This is a genomic window from Enterococcus sp. DIV1639a (genome assembly GCF_050530445.1).
In the GTDB taxonomy this organism is placed as follows: domain Bacteria; phylum Bacillota; class Bacilli; order Lactobacillales; family Enterococcaceae; genus Enterococcus_B; species Enterococcus_B hirae.
This window is the reverse complement of sequence record NZ_CP172886.1, coordinates 691993-712688: the sequence shown is the minus strand read 5'-3', so window position 1 is coordinate 712688 and position 20696 is coordinate 691993. Positions and strand designations below refer to the sequence as shown.

The window sequence follows — 20696 nt, the reverse complement described above, 5'->3', positions numbered from 1 at the left end:
AAGTTACCTTACAGGCATTAGACTAATCCAACCAATGCCTATCAAAAACATATCATACTTGTTGCATCACTATTTCATCTATTTTTTCTGGTAGAAAATCACTGGTAGAAAAAATAAAATAACACAAAAAAAGCGCCTAAAAAGACGCTTTTGGTAGAAAATTGGAAAACTGAGTATAAGAAAGTACGTGAAATAAGCTATTTTAAGCTTGATTTTCTCCCAATTTCACTAAGTTTTACCAGCTTTTCCGATACATCTTGAACTCTAAGAACAAGTCGTTATAGATTCCTAAAAATTTAGGTCCAAGGTCTTCATAAACTTCTAGATGAGAGATGGTTTCATCAGAGGGATAGAATTGTTCATCTTGGGAAATTTCTTTTGGTAAAAGAGCTTTCGCTTTTTTGTTAGGTGTTGAGTAGCCAATGTATTCAGCATTTTGGGCAGCATTTTCTGGTTTCAACATAAAGTTGATGAAATCATATGCGCCTTCTTTGTTTTTTGCTGTTTTCGGCATCACGATATTATCAAACCATAAATTCGAACCTTCTGAAGGGATCACATAATGAAGATGTTCATTTTCAGACATCATATCTGCTGCTTCTCCAGAAAAAGTTACAGCGACGGATGCTTCTTCATTGATCATATACATTTTGATTTCATCAGCTACGATTGCTTTGACATTAGGGGTTAGTTTGTTCAGTTTATCTGCAGCTGCATTCAATTGATCCATCTCTTTGCTGTTCAACGAATAGCCCAAACTGTTCAACGATAGCCCCATCACTTCTCTGGCACCATCGATCAACATCAAACTATCTCTTAATTTCGGTTTCCAAAGATCATTCCAGTGCTGGATTTCCTCTTTATTGAAAACTTTATCATTATATACGATCCCCAAGGTTCCCCAAAAGTATGGAATCGAATAGGTATTTTGGGGATCAAAGTCTAAATCCAAAAAGCGCTCATCAATGTTCGCTAATCCTTTGATCTTGGAATGGTCTAAAGGAAGCACTAATTTTTCTTTGATCATCTTTTGGATCATGTATTCACTAGGAATGGCTATATCATAATTTGTGCCACCTTGTTGGATCTTAGTAAACATGGCTTCATTGGAATCAAACGTTTCATAATTGACCTTATACCCATATTCTTTTTCAAATTTTGTGATCAAGCTAGGATCAACGTAATCGCCCCAATTATAGATCGTAACGATTTTTGCTCCACTCATTCCGCTTGCTTGTTCTAATTGCCGTACACCAAAGAGCAAGACCAAGATGATCACAACGATACCCACAAACAGTGATTGTAATTTTTTCATCGTAAGCGTGCGACCTCCTCACGTCCTCGGCGATTTTTTCTCAGTTTTTTGGAACGATTTTCTTTACTAATAAAATAATAACCGATCACTAAAACCATCGAAAATAGGAACACTAATGCACTTAACGCATTGATTTCTAAACTGATTCCTTGACGAGCACGAGAATAGATTTCTACTGACAACGTAGTGAATCCATTACCTGTCACGAAAAAGGTCACCGCAAAATCGTCTAATGAATAAGTAAATGCCATAAAGTAGCCTGCAATGATGCCAGGAGACAAGAATGGTAAAATAATATTTTTTACGACTTGAAAATTATTTGCACCTAGATCTCTAGCGGCATCAACCATCGAATCATTCATTTCTTGTAATTTAGGTAATACCATCAATACAACGATTGGGATACTAAAGGCAATATGAGAAAGCAAAACACTTTGGAAACCTAATCCAAAGCCTAAAAAAGTAAAGAAAATCAAGAAACTGGCACCAATAATTACATCTGGTGAAACTAATAAAATATTATTCATACTTAGTAATGTCGTTCTTGCTTGACGTTTTTTAGTATAGTAAATCCCCATTGCCCCAAACGTTCCGATAATCGTTGCGATCAGTGCCGATAAAAAAGCTAACATAAAGGTGTTCAATACAATAATGATCAATCGTGTATCTTCAAAAACTACCTGATAATGGTCCCAAGTAAAACCGGTAAATTTGTTCATGGTACCACCGTCATTAAAGGAGTAGAAAATCAAATAAAAGATAGGCAAATATAATAGTAGAAAAACAATAAAGAGGTAAAGGTAAGACCACTTAAATTTTTTCATCATGCGCGGCCTCCCTTCTTCTTCTCACCTGTCAACAACATCACAATAAACATTGCAATAATCAAAATAACTCCGATCGTCGAACCCATCCCCCAATTTTGAGTCACGAGAAAATGTTGTTCAATTGCTGTTCCTAAAGTGATCACACGATTTCCACCAATCAGTCGTGTCAACATGAACAATGACAGTGAAGGAATAAACACTGCTTGAATCCCACTTTTTACACCATTCAATGACAATGGGAATACTACTCGGCGAAATGTTTCAAAATTATTAGCTCCTAGATCACGGCTAGCACTGATCAATGACGGATTCATTTCTTCCAATGCATTGAATATCGGCATAATCATAAATGGAATCTCGATATAAGTTGCCACAAACAAAAAACTAAAATCGGTAAACAAAATTTGTCTTGGAGCAATTCCTAAAAATTCAAAAAATTGATTCACACTTCCATGGATACTAAAAATACCAATAAACGCATAAGCTTTTAGTAATAAATTCACCCATGTTGGTAAGATGATCAGCATCAACCACAACTGTTTATGTTTTAATTTAGTTAAAAAATAAGCAGTCGGATAGCTGATGATTAATGTAAAAAAGGTAATCAAAAAGGCATACCAAACAGAATTTAACGCCATGAAAAGATTCGTTCTAGACGTCAAAAAAGTAGCATAATTATTTAAAGTAAAGTGTCCATTCATATCAAAAAAAGATTGGTAAATGATCATCAAAACTGGTGCGATCACGAATAGACCAAGCCAGAGTACATAAGGAACAGAGTAGATTCTACGCATTGCTTTCATTGACTATTCCTCCTTACTCTTCATAACTATCAAGTCGTGCATCAAATTCTTCTTCTGATTCATTAAAACGCATGACATGGATATCTTCTGGATCAAAGGCTAGACCAACTTTGCTACCCTCTTTTGCTTTTTTCGTTGAATGAACCGTCCATTCATTTTGTTGCTCATCGTAACAGACAATTTCATAGTGGACCCCACGAAACAGTTGCGTATCAACAGTCACAACCAGTTTTCCCTTATCAGGGGTAGTAATCGTTAAATCTTCAGGGCGCAAGACGACTTCAACTGGTTCATTGGGACGCATTCCACCATCAACACATTCAAATCGTTTGCCAACAAACTCTACAAGATTATCGTCGATCATCACACCATCAACGATATTGCTTTCACCCACAAAATCAGCCACAAAATGATTGATCGGTTCATCGTAGATATCGACAGGTGTTCCACTCTGCACGATTTTCCCCTTATTCATCACAAAGATTTCATCGCTCATCGCTAAAGCTTCTTCTTGGTCATGTGTCACAAAAATAAATGTAATTCCCAAACGTTGTTGCAGCTCTCTTAATTCATACTGCATATCCGTTCGCAGCTTTAGATCCAGCGCAGACAGAGGTTCATCTAACAACAATACTTTAGGTTCATTAACGATAGCCCGCGCGATAGCCACACGTTGTCTTTGTCCACCAGACATTTCGCTAATTTCTCGATTTTCGTACCCAGGAAGTTGCACCATACGAAGTGCATCTTTGACTTTTTTCTCAATATCGACTTTATTCATTTTTTTGATTTTCAATCCAAAAGCGACATTGTCGAATACATTCATATGAGGAAATAAGGCGTAATCTTGGAAAACCGTATTTACTTGCCGTTTATTAGCTGGCACATCATTTAATCGTTTTCCCTCAAAATACATTTCGCCTTCAGTAGCATCTGTGAAACCAGCAATAATTCGTAAAATCGTTGTTTTTCCACAACCCGAAGGACCTAATAAGGTATAAAATTTCCCTTGTTCGATCTCAAAACTCACTTTTTTCAAAATCGTTTCATCATCATAGCGTTTGACCACCTGATCAAATGAAATAATTGGTTTTCCCACTTTTTAACCCCCTAAAATTACAAGTACGATTCAGTAGCGACAATCAATGCCCTCGTACGTTTTGATTGATGATTCTTCAATTGGTGGTGCTTTGTTGCTTGGTAATAGATCGATTGACCTGCTTTGGCAATATATCGCTCTTCACCTAAGCTTAACTCTAATTCCCCCTCTAACACAAAAATAAACGTTTCTGATAAAGAAGGTTCAAATAATTTATACTCTCCTGCTTCATTGAATGTCAGTAAAACAGGTTCCATTTCTTTTTCATTCGAATCAGAGACCAACCATTCAAGTTGATAACCATTTTCTTCATCTAAATAAACGGTATGATCTTCTTTAGAATAAACAACTTGTAGATTCACTGTTTCTTGATGGAAAAATTCTTCAGGGGAAACACCTAATACTTCAAGAATCGAAAAAAATGTTTCCATGGATGGCGAACTCAAGTCACGTTCTAATTGAGAGATATAGCCTTTTGATAAATCCGTACGTTCACCTAATTCTTCTTGTGTCAAATTTTTCTGGATACGTAAATTTCTTAACTTCTCACCTATTTCCATCTCATTCCTCCTCCATGAAGTTTTCTAATAGTAAACATCAAGTTTACTCTCACTCGTACTAGTATACAAATTTTGATCAAAAACACAACCCTTTTTATTTTAAATTTCAAGAAAAACATCTTTTTTATTTGAAAGAATAAGTTTCACTTTTTTTAGTCACTAATCATCAGCGAATCACCATAAAACAGATTGATTTATGGTATGATAAAAGAAAAATTTTGAGAGGAGTTCTGTTTTTACATGAATAAATTTAAAGCGTTTCAAGTAAATAATGTTCCGCATTTTCATACTTCGATCATTGACCAGGAAATGCCTCTTTTATCAGCGAACGAAGTGTTGGTCAAAGTTGCTTATTCTGATGTTAACTATAAAGATGCACTAGCTAGTAGTGAATCTGGTGGTGTCATCCGCTCTTATCCTATGACACCTGGGATTGATCTTTCAGGAACCGTTGTCGAAAGTCGAGATGAACGTTTCAAAACAGATGATTCTGTTCTCCTAACTGGTTATGGCTTGGGAGTCACTCAACCTGGAGGCTATAGCCAGTACCAGAAAGTTTCTGGTGATTGGTTGATCCCACTTCCGAAAACCTTGTCACTTCGTCAGGCAATGGTATTAGGAACTGCTGGCTTTACTGCACTTTTATGCGTGAACTCCCTCATATCAAAAGGGATGAAATCGAGTGACCGTATTGTTGTAACTGGAGCATCTGGCGGAGTAGGCAGTACCGCTGTGGCAATTTTAAAAAAATTGGGTTTTACTTCGATTATCGCTCTTTCACGCAAAAAAGAATCGGTGGAATGGCTGAAAAAATTAGGAGCGAATGAAGTCCTATCCCCAAATGAATTTCTTCCTGAAAAGACAAAACCTTTAGGAAAGCAACAAATCGATTATGTCATTGATACGGTTGGTGGTGACTTATTGACCCAACTCCTTCCTTTGATCGCCTATGATGGTGCTGCGGCATTATGTGGAAATGCTGGAGGAGTCCAATTGACCACTACTGTATTACCGTTTATTTTGCGCAATATCCAGTTGATCGGTATCGATTCAGTCAATGTTCCGCATGAAAAACGTTTCTCTTTATGGCAACAATTAGCTGATCTTGCTATTGCTGATGATCTTTTCGTTAAAGAAATCGCCTTGGAGGAATTGCCCAAAGTGATTCAACGATTGTTAGCTGGGCAACATCAGGGAAGAACACTAGTTAATGTAGGTGAAATGAAATGAAGATATTGATTACGGCTGGTGGCACAAGCGAAAAAATTGATCAAGTCCGTTCAATCACAAATCATTCGACTGGGCAGTTAGGTAAAAAGATTGCTGAAACATTGGTAACTGATTCAACAGTAACGATCGACTATGTCACGACAAACAGTGCTGTCAAGCCAACGTCACAGGACAATATTTGCTTTCATCTAATCGAGTCCACTCAAGATTTATTTGAAACTTTGGAAAGATTACTGACAAGTGACTCTTATGATGCCATCATCCATAGTATGGCAGTGAGCGATTTCACTCCTGCTTTTAGCCTATCTGAAGAACAATTGGCACAGAGCATTGACCAAACACCGCTAACGCCAGAACACCTTTCTTCATGGTTCCGAGACCATGAAATAAATCCTAATAAAGCTGAAAAAATCTCTTCTGACACAGAACACTTGTTAATTGCCTTGAAAAAAACGCCTAAGATCATCAGCTATCTAAGAAAATGGCAACCAAAAGCAACCATCATCGGCTTTAAGTTATTAGTCGATGTTTCAAAAACAGAACTTTTAGCAGTCGCCAAAAAAAGCATCATAAAGAATCAGGTAGACTACATCCTTGCGAATGATCTGACACAAATCGACGGAACAAACCATCACGGCTATCTATTAGGGGCAGACGGAACAATCAAAGAAGCACAATCCAAGGAAGAAATTGCTAAATTATTAGCATCGGTTATAATAGAACCAGTTTCCTTTAACCAATGAAAAGCTGAAAAGAATTATCTGATTTATTTCTTAAAACACAAAAGTTAAGCTTGATTTTAGCAGGGAATGAAAGGAGTAAACAATTATGAAAAAAATTCTATTGGGGGTTACTGGCAGTATCTCTGCTTATAAAAGTGCGGATATTACCAATCAACTCGTGAAACTTGGCTACCAAGTAGACGTGATCATGACAGAAAGCAGCACTCACTTCATCACGCCACTTACGTTACAATCCTTATCAAAACGTGCCGTCCATACCGATGTCATGCAAGAAAAAGAACCTTCAGTGATTAATCACATCGAACTGGCAAAACAAGCAGACTTGTTCTTGATTGCTCCTGCTACGGCTAATATTATCGGTAAATTAGCAAATGGATTAGCAGATGATCTGCTCTCAACAGTTGCAATGGCACTCCCTGCAGATACTCCGAAGTTGATTGCTCCTGCAATGAATACAAATATGTATCAACATCCGCTCAATCAAAGGAATTTAAATACGTTAAAATCAATCGGCTATCAAGAAATCGAGCCAAGAGAGTCGTTGTTGGCTTGTGGTGATTTTGGCAAAGGTGCTTTAGCTGATACCCAAATAATCATTGATCAAACGGTACAACTGATTAATGAAAGAAACGCTTAATATAAAAGGAGTCATTATGAAAAACATACGTACTTTTGCTTTGACTGCTATGTTTTTAGCAATCATGATTTTATTAGCGGTCACACCGCTTGGGTTTATTCCTATTGGTCCAATCAACGCTACGACCATGCACATCCCAGTGATCATTGCATCAATCGTTTTAGGCCCACGTTTAGGTGGCTTTCTAGGAGGAACATTCGGCTTGATTAGTATGATTCGTAGTACGGTCATTCAAACGCCTTTATCATTCGTCTTCTCCCCATTCATCCCAGTGATTGGCACAGACCACGGAAGTTTGAAAGCATTATTGATTGCTTTTATTCCAAGGATATTGATTGGTGTTGTTCCCTACTTTGTCTATAAAGGAATACTACGGCTAAGTAAAAACAAGTTTCAAGGTGTTTCTTTGTTTCTAGCAGGCTTAGCTGGTTCTTTCGTGAATACGATCCTAGTGATGAATATGATCTATTTCTTATTCCAACAAGATTATGCTCAAGTGGTCGGAAAAAGTATCCATGCGTTATATACTGCTATTTTAGCTGTTATCTTTACGAGTGGTGTTCCAGAAGGAATCATCGCTGGAATTGCTACAGTCGCTGTTGGTAGTGTCTTGCTTCGTTTGATGCATGCGACACCCCAACCTAAATAAGACAATTAGCTGATAGCGAACATGATCTTCTTTGAATCAAAACATCCATCCCAATTTTTGTTGAAATTGGTAGATGGATGTTTTTTACTTAAAAATCATCAACAGTATGAAAGCTTCTACTCCTTGGAGCAAGCCTGAATTTGTCCCATCTAAGTTCCCCATGCTGTTTATTCTCCTATCCACGGCGTTCTCAGAGCTGATCTTCGGCAATAAGCCTGAATTTTTCAAAATATGTGAAGCTATTTTAAAAAATTCTTTCTTATTGTCTTCGGAGCTATCGATGCTTTCATAACCTCTTTCTCGCATTTTTTTTGTTTAGTGTTATGATTGATAGTGATTATTATAAGAAAGGATGATTAAAATGAAAATTTTTGTTGTAGGTGCTAATGGCCAAATTGGTCGGCATTTAATCAAAGACCTTGCAACTACTAGACATCAAGTGACAGCAGGTGTACGCGAGGTTGCAACACAATCTTTAGTAAAAAAAGATAATGTCACTTATGTTTCTTTCGATCTGACTTGGACAATTGAAGAAATGGCAGATGCTTTTAAAGGTTGTGATCTCGTTATTTTTGTTGCGGGTTCGCAAGGGAAAAACTTATTGCAGATCGACTTAGACGGTGCGATCAAGACAATGATAGCGGCCGAATCAGCACATGTTTCTCGCTACTTTATGATTAGTGCTGTTTTTGCCGAGGATCGCAGCAAATGGCCAGATTCTATGATTGATTACTACATTACGAAACATTATGCTGATGAGTGGCTGAAACAACAAACAACTTTAGATTATGTAATCATCCAGCCAGTGTCATTGACAAATGAAGAAGTTACTACAGTCCAACTGGCAAAACCAACCGAAGCCACTGCTAAAACCGTCTCTCGTCAAACGGTAGCTGCTGTTTTGACAGCTTTAGTGGAACAACCAACTATAACTAAAACAACGCTAGTACTATCTGAAGGAACGCAGGAAATTTCAACTGCGTTGCAGCAAATAGTCGAGGAGGAATAAGAAATGCGAGCCATCACGATCAAACATCCCGGTTCTGCCGAAGTACTACAAGAGATCGATGCACCAAAACCAATAGCGAAAAAAGGACAATTACTCATAAAAGTTCACACAGCGGCAATCAATCGAACGGACATCATGCGGCGAGAAACAACGAATCAACAGACTCCTTACCCAATTCTTGGCGTAGAAGTAGCTGGAGAAGTTGTTGAAAACCGAAGTGATAACCCAGCTTTTGTACCAGGTACAAGAGTATGTGGGTTAGTCAATTTAGGCGGTTATGCCGAGTACGCAGTGATGCCAGCTGACCGTGCAATTTTACTGCCCGATACATTGGATAATGTTGCAGCGGCTGGTATTGCAGAAGTTTTTCTAACAGCTTACCAAACACTCTATTGGCTAGGAAATTTACAAGAAGGTGAAACTGTTTTGATCCACGCTGGAGCGAGCGGTGTGGGAACGGCAGCCATCCAACTAGCAAAACAACTTACTAAGGCAACCGTCATCGTCACTGCTGGTTCATCAGAAAAACTAGCTTTTTGTCAAAAACTTGGTGCAGATGAACAGATCAATTACAAAACACAGGATTTTTCAACCGAAGTAGCAAGAATCACCAATGGAAAAGGTGTTGACGTGATCTTAGATTTCATCGGAGCTTCTTATTGGGAGAAAAATTTAGCTTCTATTGCTATTGATGGACGTTGGGTATTGATCGGAATGTTAGGTGGAACAATTGTACCAGAGATTGATTTAGCTACCTTGATCACCAAACGAATCCAATTGATCGGCACTTTGTTGACTCCTCGAAGTGATCAGTACAAAGCTCAATTGACTCAAGAATTTATGCAAGTAGTTGGACCTTATCTAGCTGACCAACGAGTCAAACCAATTATTGATCGTACCTTTACATTGGCGCAAGTCCAAGAAGCACATGAATATATGGAAGCGAATAAGAATATCGGAAAGATTATTTTGACGATAGCAGAATAACCAACTTTTAAATGCTAATAGCAATCAAAAAATAAGCCGTAGAATCTCAAAAATAGGAGCAACTATTTTTGGATTCTACGGCTTTTTTTATTTAGCTAGTTTATTATGACTGCTTTATTTCTTTCTGTTTAATAGATGCAACTAATTGATTTTCCTTTTTTATTCGTAGATAGAGACAGAGACTATAAGGAAGAATAAAAATAATGAGTGTCACATAAGCGTGAAAAAGAAGCACGACTCCAATCAATTCAGGTAAAATATTTAAAAAATAATTGGGGTGCTTGACCCGTTGGAACAACCAATGTTCAATCAATTGATGATCTGGTTCAAAGATCAATTTCACTGACCAATATTTTCCTAATAATTTCATGACCCAAAAGAGCATGATAAACGAAAATAGGATGAGATAAAATCCAATCCAGCTGACCCAATTAATTTGTGTTTTTTGAATGCTTCCCTCAAAGAAAGCAGAAAAATAAAACAGCGTATGTAAGATAGCTAACCATTTCGTAGTTGTTTTTCCATACTCAATCGCTCCTTCATGTAATAATTGGTTCGCATGCTTACTTGAAATTTTTAATACATACAATCGTACGAATGCGATTATCAAAAAGAAATAATATAATTGTTGACTCATTCGTTTCACTCGTTTCTATTTTTATTTATTATCATCTGGAACGACCTGCAAAAGTCACTTATTTTCTATCAAATAATCATTTATTCAAAGTAAAGGAGTAGAACCATGATCGCATGTTCTTCACAGTTTGATAAAAAATATAGGAGAAAACTAACTTTTGACATGCTAGTTTTCTCCTAATTGACCGTCCATTTACTTTATATTTACGTTCTTAATTTTCACTGACGAATTTTGCTGCCTGTTGTCCAGCTTGTCGTCCAAAGATAATAATTTCAGCAACCGAATTACCACCAATCCGATTGTTCCCGTGTAGCCCCCCAGTTACTTCACCAGCAGCATACAAACCAGTGATCGGTTGATTTTCTTTATTCAACACTTCTGTCTTCGTATTGATTTTCACGCCACCCATTGTGTAGTGGATACCTGGAGCAATTTTGATCGCATAGTATTTAGGTTCTGTCAGCCCATTATCCATCGCTGTCGTCCGATTAAAAGCGTCATCCTTTTGAGCATCGACTGCTTTATTCCAGGATTCAAGTGTTTGAGCCAAATTGTCTGCAGGCACATTTACTTTTTCAGCTAATTCTGCCAGATCATCTCCTGAAGTCACGTAACCCTTTTGCTCATAGAAATCAATTGCTTTTGCTCGATCTCTTACTCCTTGATCAAAAATCAAATAAGCAGATTTTTCCGGTAAAGCTGTAATAGCTGCGGAAACTTTGTCTCTTGTATCTAATTCATTCACAAATCGTTGTCCTTCTTGGTTGACTAAAATAGCTCCCTCACCTCGAACAGCTTCACCAATCAAGACGCCTTCATCTTGTTGGACTGTTGGATGTATCTGGATTTTATCCATGTCGACCGTTTGACCACCTAGTTTTTCAATCATCGTGATTCCATCACCGGTTGAGCCTACTTGGTTAGTAGTGACATAGCCTGCTAAATCAGGACGGTATTTTTCAATCACTTCTTGATTGGCACCATACCCGCCAGTTGTCACTACAATTGCGTTCCCTTTGATTTCCTTTGGCTCTTCGCCTTGGACTTGTACAGTCACCTCATTGACTTTACCACTATTTTCTTTGATATCAGTTACATCTGTATTCACAAAAATAGGAATTTTACGTTCATGTACATTTTTTAACAATCCGTCAACTAAGTAACCACCGATAGCTGAGCCATCTGAAGGTCGGTGGGTTCTTTTTTCACTCATTCCCCCAGTAATTGTTAAATTATCCAATTTGATTCCATTTTGATCCAACCAATCAATCGCAGCGGCTGAATGATCAACGAAGTAGTGTAGTAATTCTTGATCATTGGTGCCACCTCCGCCTTTTAATGTTTCTTCGTAGAACGCTTCATTGGAGTCATTGATTCCGTCAGCTTGTTGGAATTTAGTGGCTGATGCATTCATTCCACTTGAGGATTTTAAGGTATTCCCACCTGCTACTGGCATTTTTTCAAAGATGACTGGGTTCAATCCAGCATCTTTTGCTTCAATCGCAGCTGTCATCCCTGCTCCACCTGCACCAACAATGATAATATCATAAGAATCTTTCATTTCAGCTGGGTTGGTATACGTTTGTTCCGATGCACCTGAAGATACCTCTGTTTTTTCAGATAATTTCGTGCTTATCGTCGTTTTTTCTTTTGAATCTGCACTACAAGCTCCCATTGTTAAAACTGATGTAAAAACCACCAAACTTTTTAGCACTTTTTTCATTCTTTTCCTCCTAAATTTTAGTACTCCTTTATTTTAAGTGAAAAAATTCACAATTCCAACTATTTTTTTATTCTTTTTATCAATAAACAATGACTTTTTCATCTAGCATCTCTAGATAACTATTTTTGCTATTTTTTGTTGGCTGTTTTCTTATTCATTTAGGCGTTTTGGTACAAATAATTTTGGTTTGCGCTTTTACCCTAGTATAATCTTTACTATAGATAAAGGAGTTATTTTATGAACTATCTGAAAATGTTTTTTATGAATGGTACCAAAACCGCTGGAAGAATTACCCATGCGTTTTATATTCTTCTACGGGTCATCGTTACAGTAATGTTAGTCGATCAAATTTTTCAGCAAAACATGGGAAATACTTTTCTCTTATTGCTGACTCTAGTTTTATTTGAAATTCCTTATCTTCTAGAAAAAATGTTAAAGATCGAAATCCCGAATATGTTAGAAATCATTATTATTTCATTTATTTTTAGTTCAACTGTTTTAGGAGAATTAAGTGACTTCTACGGGTATTTCTCAATGTGGGATACTATCTTACATGCTTTAACTGGTTTTTTAGCTGGTGGGGTTGGTTTTTCACTTGTCTACTTACTGAACAAAAACACGAAAACAATGAATCTAACACCATTATTGTTAGCTATCGTTTCATTTTGTTTTTCAATGACAGTCGGTGTGATGTGGGAATTTGTTGAATTTTCAGCTGATCATTTATTTCAACTGGACATGCAAAAAGATAGCCTTGTCCAACAAATCAATAGTGTGGAGTTAAGTAAAGATGGCAATACTGTCCACTCGATCCCTAATATCGAGCAAACCATCGTGGAATATAAAGATTCAGCTGGAAATACAGAAAAATATGTGATTTCTGGTGGTTATCTTGACATAGGGATTATTGACACGATGAAAGACCTATTCGTCAATTTTATTGGAGCCTTGACGTTTAGTATCTTTGGATATCTTTATAGTCAGAATGATTATCGGAAGTTTACTTTTATCCGTAACTTCATCCCCAGAAAAAAGAGAGAATCACGAACTGAAAGAAGAAAAGCATCTTCGAAATAAACAAAATTTTATTATCAATTATTCTTTATGTGATTCTATCGATAACTTTAGAAACTAGTATAAGAAAAATTGTCTACTATTAAAAGCCTGGGGCAAGGACGTCCTAGGCTTTTTTGATGAGTATAAAAACAAATAAAGTGTGTTCAGGAATTGTACTACTTACACTTATTAAAGAGATCAGATAAACCAGCTAGCAGTGGTTCCACGCTTCAGGGGATATTTATTGAAAAAATGGTCCAAAAGCGATAGGTGTCGAAGCTAATCCTCGACCTAATTCTTGTTCAAAGCGTCCCATCGTCGAAATTTTTAAATAAAAAGCTGCGACTGGTGGTGTCAATTGACTCTTGATCGCTAAAGGGCGTAGTTGATATTCCAGATCTTTCATTACTCTTGGAAAATATTCTTGTTTTTCTAGTTTGTTTTTAGCCTCGATTAATGATACTCTTTCCCTTTCTTTGACTTCTTTATTAAGAATCAAGTCGTATAATTCTACTATAATTTGATTGATTTCTTCTGTTTTCTTCATGATATCGCTCCCTTTAATATCATTTGGCTCATCTTTCTCAAAGCTTTAATAAATATTAAATGTATTATAGTCTAGATTTACCTCTTCAGGTGATTCATTTCCTAAATAACTGTTTTCCATTCATAATTGTATCCTATAGTTATATATACATTCTTACATTTCAGTCTAAACCTATTTGAAATGAAACCAGTAGGTCGGAAAAAAGAAAGCCGAAATAACCATGATCACAGAAAATAGCTGATTCTACTTTCCATTATCACGGTTATTCCACAAAAAGAATGTTAGTCTTTTTTAGCTTTTATATTCAATTTTTCCAAAGTGTCCATTGCTAAGGGATACCCGCTATTCGGACGTCCATCAAAATTCTCAGCGATAATCGTAAACCCTAGCTTTTGGTATAGTTGAATGGCAGGATGACTCCAAGTTTGCGTATGCAGATACACTGGTCCATGAGATGCCAGCTTTTGGAAAATACGCAATACTTCGATCGTTAATGCTTTGGCAATCCCTTTTCCTTGATGCCTCGGATCTACTGCCAGCCAATGAAAAAGCGGATAGCTTCCATCCTTCCGTTTTTTGAACCAAGCGGTACAAGTCGCGATTTTTTCACCTGTATCAGTTACAACGAAAAGCATTCGTTGCTGAAGTTCTTCTTGATAAGGTAAAAAAGCTCTCTGAAAGTAAGCAAGTGCTTCTGTTTCTGTTGCGAACTCTCCGACTGATTGTTCGATTCTTGCCCATTCGGTTTCATCGCCTAGACGGTAGTACTCAAAATGATACCCAGTCGCTAAAGATTGCGTAGGGAGACTGTCACTTAATGGACGAGTCATCCAAATCTCGGCATAAGGAACATGTTTATCTAGCATAAGCTAACTTCCTTTCTAAACAGAATAGCTCTTTCTATCTGTTTTATCACAAAAGTTTGAACATCTCACTGTAGTCATTGATGGCTAGTTCATTCAACTAGCCATGGTTACATGCTTGCATCCACTGTTTTTGCTTCGCCAATGATCCGTACTTCTGTTTCCAAAGACACATCAAATTTTTCTTTGATCACTTCTTGGATATGCGCGATCAATTCTGTATAATCCGTAGCGGTCGCATGATCAATATTGACAATAAAGCCAGCATGTTTTTCAGAGATTTGAGCGCCACCCCATTTTAAGCCTTGTAATCCAGCTTCTTGGATCAATTGACCAGTAAAATGCCCCACAGGACGTTTGAATACACTCCCACAAGAAGGATATTCCAATGGTTGTTTCGATTGACGTAATTCAGTCAGCTCGTCCATCCGCCCTTTGATTACTTCATGCTCTCCTGCAGTTAATTGGAAACGTGCTTCTAAAACGACTGCATCCATTTCTTGGATTTTACTATGTCGATAAGAAAACGCCATTTCTTCGTTGGTTAGAGTTTTCAACGTACCATCTGCTAATAAAACATCCACTTCTGCTAATACGTCTTTGATTTCACCGCCATAGGCACCTGCATTCATATAAACAGCGCCTCCGATACTTCCAGGAATGCCACAAGCAAACTCAAACCCGGTTAAAGAAGTATCTAACGCCGCATAGGTCGTATCGATCAATTTTGCTCCAGCTTCAGCTGTGACCATCGTCCCAGAAACTCGGATTTGTTTCATCTCAGTCAACATGATCACCATGCCACGAATCCCACCATCTTGAACAATCAAATTACTGGCATTACCTAAAACCATCCAAGGTACATCATGGGTTCGGCAATAATCCACTACTTCTTTTACTTCATTTTGTGTTTTTGGGAAAACGAGAACATCCGCTGGACCGCCCGTTTTGGTAAACGTGTAATTCATCAATGGTTCATCAAACAATAGATTGAGTGCTGGTAAATTTTTAACTAAGTCTTCTTTATTCACTGAGGATTTTCCTTTCTATATCAAACATCCCCATTATTCTATCACGCTTAAAACAAACTTGCCAGTTTCCCTCACATTTGTTGTCTTGTATGTTTACGTAGCATTTCTTCACAAAGTGCATGACTTTGCATGATCTCCTGTTGCTTTAATCCTTCCATTGAAGGTTTTTCTTTGCTGATCTCTGCGAAAAATGTTTGAACCATTGGCTCAAAACCGCGTTTGACTAACGTACTTTCCCAATCGCCAAATTTTTCTATTTCGATACCAGATGCTCGTTGGATCGTCATATCCGTTAATTCCGCCACTTCATAAGTACCACTTTTACTAGTGATCTGATAGTTCTCGCTATTTGCTCCACTTAAAAGATCCATTGTTAAAATTGCTATTTGATGGGCTGTTTCCAATTGTAAAACCGCAAATTCCAAAAATTCTTTTGTTTCACGGATCTGATATTTCGTACGCAAGATCGGTTCGTCCAAAAGATATACCGCCGTATCAACAAGATGTAAAAACAAATCATAGATCACAAATTCCGTTGTTTCCTGAGCTGCAATTCGATTTTTTTGTAACTGGATTAGCCGCTTCTCGGGGACTTGTTTCAAACGTTCGACCATTGGAGCAAAACGTCGATTGAATCCAACCATTAAGACAACTTGATTTTTATCTGCCAGTTCTTGTAATTCGTTGATTTCATTAAGGTCAACACTGAGTGGTTTATCGATATACACATGCACCTGATTTTCAAGACATTTTTTGGCTAATTCATAATGTACCTTTGTGGCTGCATGAATCATACAAGCCTTGATATCCTGAGACAGTAGTTCATCAATTGATTCATATAGATGGTCAAATCCATACATTTCATGGATTCGTTTTTTCGTTTCTTTGTTTCTAGTCGCAAAGTAGAAATCAATCTTTCCTTGATTTTTTGCATAAGTAGGTAAATACGCTTTTTCTGCAATATTACCCACACCAATCACACCAATTCGCATGTTCGTTCCTCCAATCCATTCATTACTCTTATCTTACACTATTTTTTAGTAAAATAAGGTACAATAGAACCACAAATGCTAATCTAAGATCCAAAAGAAAGGATGCGTATTTAATTGAAATTTATCTCCTGGAATGTGAATGGCCTACGTGCAATCGTCAATAAAAATTTTTTAGACGTCTTTCATGAATTAGATGCAGACTTTTTCTGTCTTCAAGAAACCAAACTACAAGCCGGTCAAATCGAATTAGACTTACCTGGCTATCATCAATATTGGAATTATGCAGAAAGAAAAGGCTATTCAGGCACAGCGATCTTTGCCAAAGAACCCGCACTAAATGTCTCTTATGGAATGGGCATTGATTTACATGATCAAGAAGGACGTTTGATCACACTTGAATACCCTGAATTCTTTCTAGTTACTTGTTATACACCTAATTCCCAAAATGAATTAAAACGCTTGGACTACCGTTTACAATGGGAAGAAGCCTTTTACCATTACTTAGAAGAACTAAAAAAACAAAAACCAGTCATTGTGTGTGGCGACTTAAACGTTGCCCACCAGGAAATTGATTTGAAAAATTGGAAAACCAATCAAAAAAATGCTGGCTTTACGATGGAAGAACGAACTGCCTTCTCACACTTGTTAGCAAATGGCTTTATTGATACCTTCCGCTATTTCTATCCTGAACAAACTGGTATTTATTCTTGGTGGAGTTATCGTTTCAATGCTAGAAAAAACAACGCAGGTTGGCGTATCGACTATTTCCTAACTAGTGACGAGTTGAAGTCACGCTTGGTGGATGCAAAAATCCATACCTCGATTATGGGAAGCGATCATTGTCCCGTAGAACTAGACTTGAAATAATCTCATTGTTAGCCATCGTCATCCTAGGCAGGGCTGAATATTTTTATTAAAAAGAATGAAGAAAGATCAGCAAAGATGCTTCTTTTTTGAGCGTGGTCTTTCTTCATTTGATTGATTTTTTTTACATATCCATCACTTTCTTTTCTTCACTTTTTATGTTAGTGTTTATTTTTTAAGGAGGTTTTATGCACATGAATTTTGTTGCAATGGACTTTGAAACAGCCAACCATCAATCCCACAGTGCTTGTTCATTAGCATTGGTTATGGTCCAAAATAGCCAAATTGTTGATGAATATTACACACTCATCCAGCCAGAAACACCTTTTTTCTGGAGAAATGTTCAAATTCACGGTATTCATCAAGAAGATGTTCGTACCGCACCCAAATTTCCTGAAGTTTGGCAAACGATTCAACATTATTTCCAAAAAAACCGCTTAGTCGTCGCTCATAACGCAGCTTTTGATACGAAAGTTCTAGCTGGTTGTTTAGATTATTACAATTTGCTCCAACCTCATTATTTATCTTTATGTACGGTAAAAACCAGTCGTCGTTTATTTCCAGAGATGCCAAATCATCGATTGAATACTGTCTGTGAAAATTTAAATATCACTTTAGCGAATCACCATGATGCATTAGAAGACAGTCGTGCCTGTGCAGAGATTTTACTTTATCAAGAAAAACACTTTGGAACAGATCCTTTGAAAAAATTAGTTACCCTAAAATGAGCTACTAAAAAACAGGTAGACAAAAAATCCATGGTTGCTTTTTACAGGTAACCATGGATTTTTTGATCGCCTTTTTTAACCTTTTCAAGAACCTTTATCCCCTTCATTCCAACCATTCACCAATTTTTTCTGATTATTTGAAAAGATGTCCTCCTAAATCTAAGATCAGTCAATCAATAAAGACATCCTATAGACATCCAAAAAGTCCCCATCATCTGTTCGGACCCCTCTTTTCATAAGCGCTTCGATTTCAAAACCCATTTTTTGATACAAGTGAACCGCTCGTTCATTTCGAGTTTGCACATCTAGTTCTAGTCTAAAAAGTACACCATTTTCTTTCACCCAAATCAATACTTCTTCAAGCAACATCGTTCCTAATCCCAAACCCCAATAGTCCTTTAAGATGCTGATCCCAACCTCTCCCACATGAGAGATGCGGTATTGTTCGCCTGCTTTAACAGAAACAACCCCGATGATTTTTTGACCCATACAAGCTAAGAGTAAAAGATTATTGTTGCTGTCTTGTAGATATTCGATGGATAAAGCTAAGGCTCCAGGTGTTAGCTCCATTCCTTGTTCATCCATAACCAAAAAGTCAGTCTCTTCCTCTACTTGTTGCATCATTGCTAATAATTCACTGGCATCATTTGGCTGAGCTTCTCGAATGGTCAATGAGATCTCTTCACTCATTGTTTTGTCTCCATTGTTCCATGATCCGTTGTTTGAAAGCTTCACTTTGCTCCCCATATGCTTGAAATTTCACATATCTATATTCTAAATCTGTATCACTTTTTTCTAAAATCAGTTCCAAATAGTCTTCTGGTAAGGCTTCTTCTAAAAGATTCCCCCATTCAATGACAGATAAACCCTCTCCTTCAAAATACTCATCTAAACCAAGATCCGCGCCGCTAGTTGCTACACGATAAATATCCATATGATAAAGCGGCAATCTACCTTGATCATATTCCCGAATAATTGTATAAGTGGGGCTCTTGATCATTTGTTCGATTCCTAATCCGCGAGCAATCCCTTTGGTCAGCGTTGTTTTTCCGGCTCCTAAGTCACCAGTTAATACTAAATTATCCCCAGGCTGTGCCACTTCACCGATGACTTTTGCCAATTCTTCTGTCTTATCTAAACCACTTAATTCAATCATTCTAACTTACTCCTTCATCTAGCCTTTTGTGACAGTATATCGTGGATGCAAAATTTTTTAAAGCAAAAAAAGCTTGGGACAAAGGTCGTCCCTAGCTTTTTCATATGTGTCAAAATGAATAAATATTTTCCAATCATCAGCTCCTTGCAATAAGTCTAAATTTTTCAAAACATGAAAAATATTTCAAAAAAATCAGCGCTTATACGTTCGGAGCCGATCGCTTCTTTCACGAACTCTTATTCATTTAGTCTTAGATCTTAATCTAATAATGTTTGGGCTGCAGTAATGATTGCTAATTTATACACATCTTCTTCGTTTGCTCCACGAGATAAATCAGAAACTGGCTTATTCAATCCTTGTAAGATCGGTCCGATCGCTTCAAAGTTACCAAAACGTTGAGCAATTTTGTAACCAATGTTTCCAGATTGCAATTCTGGGAAAACAAAGACAGTTGCTTGTCCAGCTACATCAGAATCAGGTGCTTTTAGTTGAGCCACTGAAGGAACATAAGAAGCATCAAATTGTAATTCGCCATCAATTACATATTGAGGCGCTAATTTTTTAGCAATTTTAGTTGCTTCGACCACTTTATCCACTTCTGGTGCTTTCGCAGATCCTTTAGTTGAAAAACTCATTAATGCTACTTTAGGATCAATATCGAATAATTCAGCAGTCTTTGCTGATTCTACAGCGATTTCTGCTAATTCTTGGGCATTGGGATTGACATTGATAGCACAATCTGAAAAGACATATTTTTCTTGGTCACGTCCACGTACCATGATCATCGCACCACTTGTTCGGCTGACGCCTGGTTTTGTTTTGATGATTTGTAACGCTGGACGAACAGTATCTCCAGTTGAGTGAATCGCACCAGAAACCATCCCGTCAGCAATTCCCATATATGTCAACATCGTACCAAAGTAATTGACATCTTTTAAGATGCTTTCTGCTTGTTCCTTGGATGCCTTTCCATTACGACGTTCCACAAAAGCTTCAACCATTTCATCCCATTTATCATAACGATTTGGATCAATGATCGTAAAACTTGAAGTTTTAATTCCACGAGCATGAGCAGCAGCTGTGATTTCTTCTTCGCTGCCAATCAAAATAGGTTCCACTAATTCTTCCGCTTTCAAACGAGCTGCTGCACCTAAAATTCTTGCATCAGTTGCTTCAGGAAAAACGATTTTAATGCTGCGACGTACAATTTTGAATCTCAAACTATCAAACAATTCCACAA

The 20696-nt window shown here is 37.3% G+C and carries 23 protein-coding genes; 9 read left to right on the top strand and 14 right to left on the bottom strand.

The annotated features are described in order from the left end of the window. Window positions 1-235 precede the first annotated feature (235 nt). Genes IGJ32_RS03245 through IGJ32_RS03225 form a run of 5 tightly spaced genes read right to left on the bottom strand, consistent with a single transcriptional unit; the run spans window position 236 to window position 4604 of the window. Window positions 236-1315, bottom strand: coding sequence for an ABC transporter substrate-binding protein (locus IGJ32_RS03245; RefSeq protein WP_053766139.1), 1080 nt, complete (start codon window positions 1313-1315; stop codon window positions 236-238). Beyond that, window positions 1312-2139 (bottom strand): ABC transporter permease, encoded by an 828-nt coding sequence (locus IGJ32_RS03240; RefSeq protein WP_342081678.1) that lies wholly within the window; start codon window positions 2137-2139, stop codon window positions 1312-1314. Before IGJ32_RS03240 ends, IGJ32_RS03245 begins: the two co-directional genes overlap by 4 nt. Further along, a complete protein-coding gene (locus IGJ32_RS03235; protein ID WP_010719842.1) occupies window positions 2139-2945 on the bottom strand; it encodes an ABC transporter permease in 807 nt (268 codons plus the stop codon). Before IGJ32_RS03235 ends, IGJ32_RS03240 begins: the two co-directional genes overlap by 1 nt. 13 nt (window positions 2946-2958) lie before the next feature. Further along, window positions 2959-4044 (bottom strand): ABC transporter ATP-binding protein, encoded by a 1086-nt coding sequence (locus tag IGJ32_RS03230; RefSeq protein WP_010719843.1) that lies wholly within the window; start codon window positions 4042-4044, stop codon window positions 2959-2961. A gap of 17 nt (window positions 4045-4061) precedes the next feature. Further along, complete coding sequence (locus IGJ32_RS03225; RefSeq protein WP_010719844.1) at window positions 4062-4604, bottom strand: helix-turn-helix domain-containing protein; 543 nt, start codon at window positions 4602-4604, stop codon at window positions 4062-4064. Between the two features lie 240 nt (window positions 4605-4844). Here IGJ32_RS03225 and IGJ32_RS03220 point away from each other — a divergent pair, with 240 nt between their 5' ends. The 6 genes from IGJ32_RS03220 to IGJ32_RS03195 all read left to right on the top strand — a co-directional run bounded on the left by IGJ32_RS03220 (window position 4845) and on the right by IGJ32_RS03195 (window position 9859). Next, the gene (locus tag IGJ32_RS03220; RefSeq protein WP_342081579.1) at window positions 4845-5834 is read left to right on the top strand and encodes an acryloyl-CoA reductase; all 990 of its coding nucleotides are present in this window, start codon (window positions 4845-4847) and stop codon (window positions 5832-5834) included. Then, window positions 5831-6577 carry a phosphopantothenate--cysteine ligase gene (locus tag IGJ32_RS03215; protein ID WP_342081580.1) on the top strand — a complete coding sequence of 249 codons (747 nt, stop codon included), beginning with the start codon at window positions 5831-5833 and terminating at the stop codon, window positions 6575-6577. The genes IGJ32_RS03220 and IGJ32_RS03215 overlap by 4 nt, the downstream gene beginning before the upstream one ends. An 85-nt stretch (window positions 6578-6662) precedes the next feature. Beyond that, entirely contained in the window at window positions 6663-7214 is a 552-nt protein-coding gene (gene coaC / locus IGJ32_RS03210; protein WP_010719847.1) for a phosphopantothenoylcysteine decarboxylase, read from the top strand. Window positions 7215-7230: 16 nt separating this feature from the next. Next, entirely contained in the window at window positions 7231-7863 is a 633-nt protein-coding gene (locus IGJ32_RS03205; protein ID WP_342081581.1) for an ECF transporter S component, read from the top strand. 361 nt (window positions 7864-8224) lie between these two features. After that, window positions 8225-8872: an SDR family oxidoreductase gene (locus tag IGJ32_RS03200; RefSeq protein ID WP_010719849.1), complete on the top strand. Its 648-nt coding sequence runs from the start codon at window positions 8225-8227 to the stop codon at window positions 8870-8872. Window positions 8873-8875: 3 nt separating this feature from the next. Beyond that, window positions 8876-9859 (top strand): NAD(P)H-quinone oxidoreductase, encoded by a 984-nt coding sequence (locus tag IGJ32_RS03195; RefSeq protein ID WP_342081582.1) that lies wholly within the window; start codon window positions 8876-8878, stop codon window positions 9857-9859. A 103-nt stretch (window positions 9860-9962) separates the two neighbouring features. Here IGJ32_RS03195 and IGJ32_RS03190 read toward each other — a convergent pair whose 3' ends face one another. Continuing rightward, entirely contained in the window at window positions 9963-10496 is a 534-nt protein-coding gene (locus IGJ32_RS03190) for an isoprenylcysteine carboxyl methyltransferase family protein (protein ID WP_342081583.1), read from the bottom strand. 211 nt (window positions 10497-10707) lie between these two features. Then, complete coding sequence (locus tag IGJ32_RS03185) at window positions 10708-12219, bottom strand: flavocytochrome c (RefSeq protein WP_342081584.1); 1512 nt, start codon at window positions 12217-12219, stop codon at window positions 10708-10710. A 237-nt stretch (window positions 12220-12456) separates the two neighbouring features. Between IGJ32_RS03185 and IGJ32_RS03180 the strand changes: the two genes are divergently transcribed. Further along, the gene (locus tag IGJ32_RS03180; RefSeq protein ID WP_126344523.1) at window positions 12457-13296 is read left to right on the top strand and encodes a hypothetical protein; all 840 of its coding nucleotides are present in this window, start codon (window positions 12457-12459) and stop codon (window positions 13294-13296) included. Between the two features lie 220 nt (window positions 13297-13516). Here IGJ32_RS03180 and IGJ32_RS03175 read toward each other — a convergent pair whose 3' ends face one another. The 4 genes from IGJ32_RS03175 to IGJ32_RS03160 all read right to left on the bottom strand — a co-directional run bounded on the left by IGJ32_RS03175 (window position 13517) and on the right by IGJ32_RS03160 (window position 16708). After that, entirely contained in the window at window positions 13517-13822 is a 306-nt protein-coding gene (locus tag IGJ32_RS03175) for a bacteriocin immunity protein (protein ID WP_094940457.1), read from the bottom strand. Window positions 13823-14103: 281 nt separating this feature from the next. Further along, the gene (locus IGJ32_RS03170; RefSeq protein WP_094940458.1) at window positions 14104-14688 is read right to left on the bottom strand and encodes a GNAT family N-acetyltransferase; all 585 of its coding nucleotides are present in this window, start codon (window positions 14686-14688) and stop codon (window positions 14104-14106) included. A 107-nt stretch (window positions 14689-14795) separates the two neighbouring features. Then, the gene (gene murB, locus IGJ32_RS03165) at window positions 14796-15716 is read right to left on the bottom strand and encodes a UDP-N-acetylmuramate dehydrogenase (protein ID WP_010719857.1); all 921 of its coding nucleotides are present in this window, start codon (window positions 15714-15716) and stop codon (window positions 14796-14798) included. Window positions 15717-15787: 71 nt separating this feature from the next. Next, the gene (locus tag IGJ32_RS03160) at window positions 15788-16708 is read right to left on the bottom strand and encodes a Gfo/Idh/MocA family protein (protein WP_373169029.1); all 921 of its coding nucleotides are present in this window, start codon (window positions 16706-16708) and stop codon (window positions 15788-15790) included. Between the two features lie 114 nt (window positions 16709-16822). Here IGJ32_RS03160 and IGJ32_RS03155 point away from each other — a divergent pair, with 114 nt between their 5' ends. Both IGJ32_RS03155 and IGJ32_RS03150 read left to right on the top strand, forming a co-directional pair. Then, complete coding sequence (locus IGJ32_RS03155; protein ID WP_161651917.1) at window positions 16823-17575, top strand: exodeoxyribonuclease III; 753 nt, start codon at window positions 16823-16825, stop codon at window positions 17573-17575. 191 nt (window positions 17576-17766) lie between these two features. Then, entirely contained in the window at window positions 17767-18300 is a 534-nt protein-coding gene (locus tag IGJ32_RS03150; RefSeq protein ID WP_010719861.1) for a 3'-5' exonuclease, read from the top strand. A gap of 165 nt (window positions 18301-18465) precedes the next feature. Here the strand turns inward: IGJ32_RS03150 and IGJ32_RS03145 are convergent, their stop codons facing one another. The 3 genes from IGJ32_RS03145 to pta form a co-directional block, all read right to left on the bottom strand. After that, a complete protein-coding gene (locus IGJ32_RS03145; protein ID WP_430610777.1) occupies window positions 18466-18990 on the bottom strand; it encodes an N-acetyltransferase family protein in 525 nt (174 codons plus the stop codon). Beyond that, complete coding sequence (gene tsaE, locus IGJ32_RS03140; RefSeq protein WP_161651920.1) at window positions 18983-19456, bottom strand: tRNA (adenosine(37)-N6)-threonylcarbamoyltransferase complex ATPase subunit type 1 TsaE; 474 nt, start codon at window positions 19454-19456, stop codon at window positions 18983-18985. Before tsaE ends, IGJ32_RS03145 begins: the two co-directional genes overlap by 8 nt. Window positions 19457-19713: 257 nt before the next feature. Continuing rightward, window positions 19714-20694 carry a phosphate acetyltransferase gene (gene pta / locus IGJ32_RS03135; protein WP_010719866.1) on the bottom strand — a complete coding sequence of 327 codons (981 nt, stop codon included), beginning with the start codon at window positions 20692-20694 and terminating at the stop codon, window positions 19714-19716. Window positions 20695-20696: the final 2 nt, after the last annotated feature.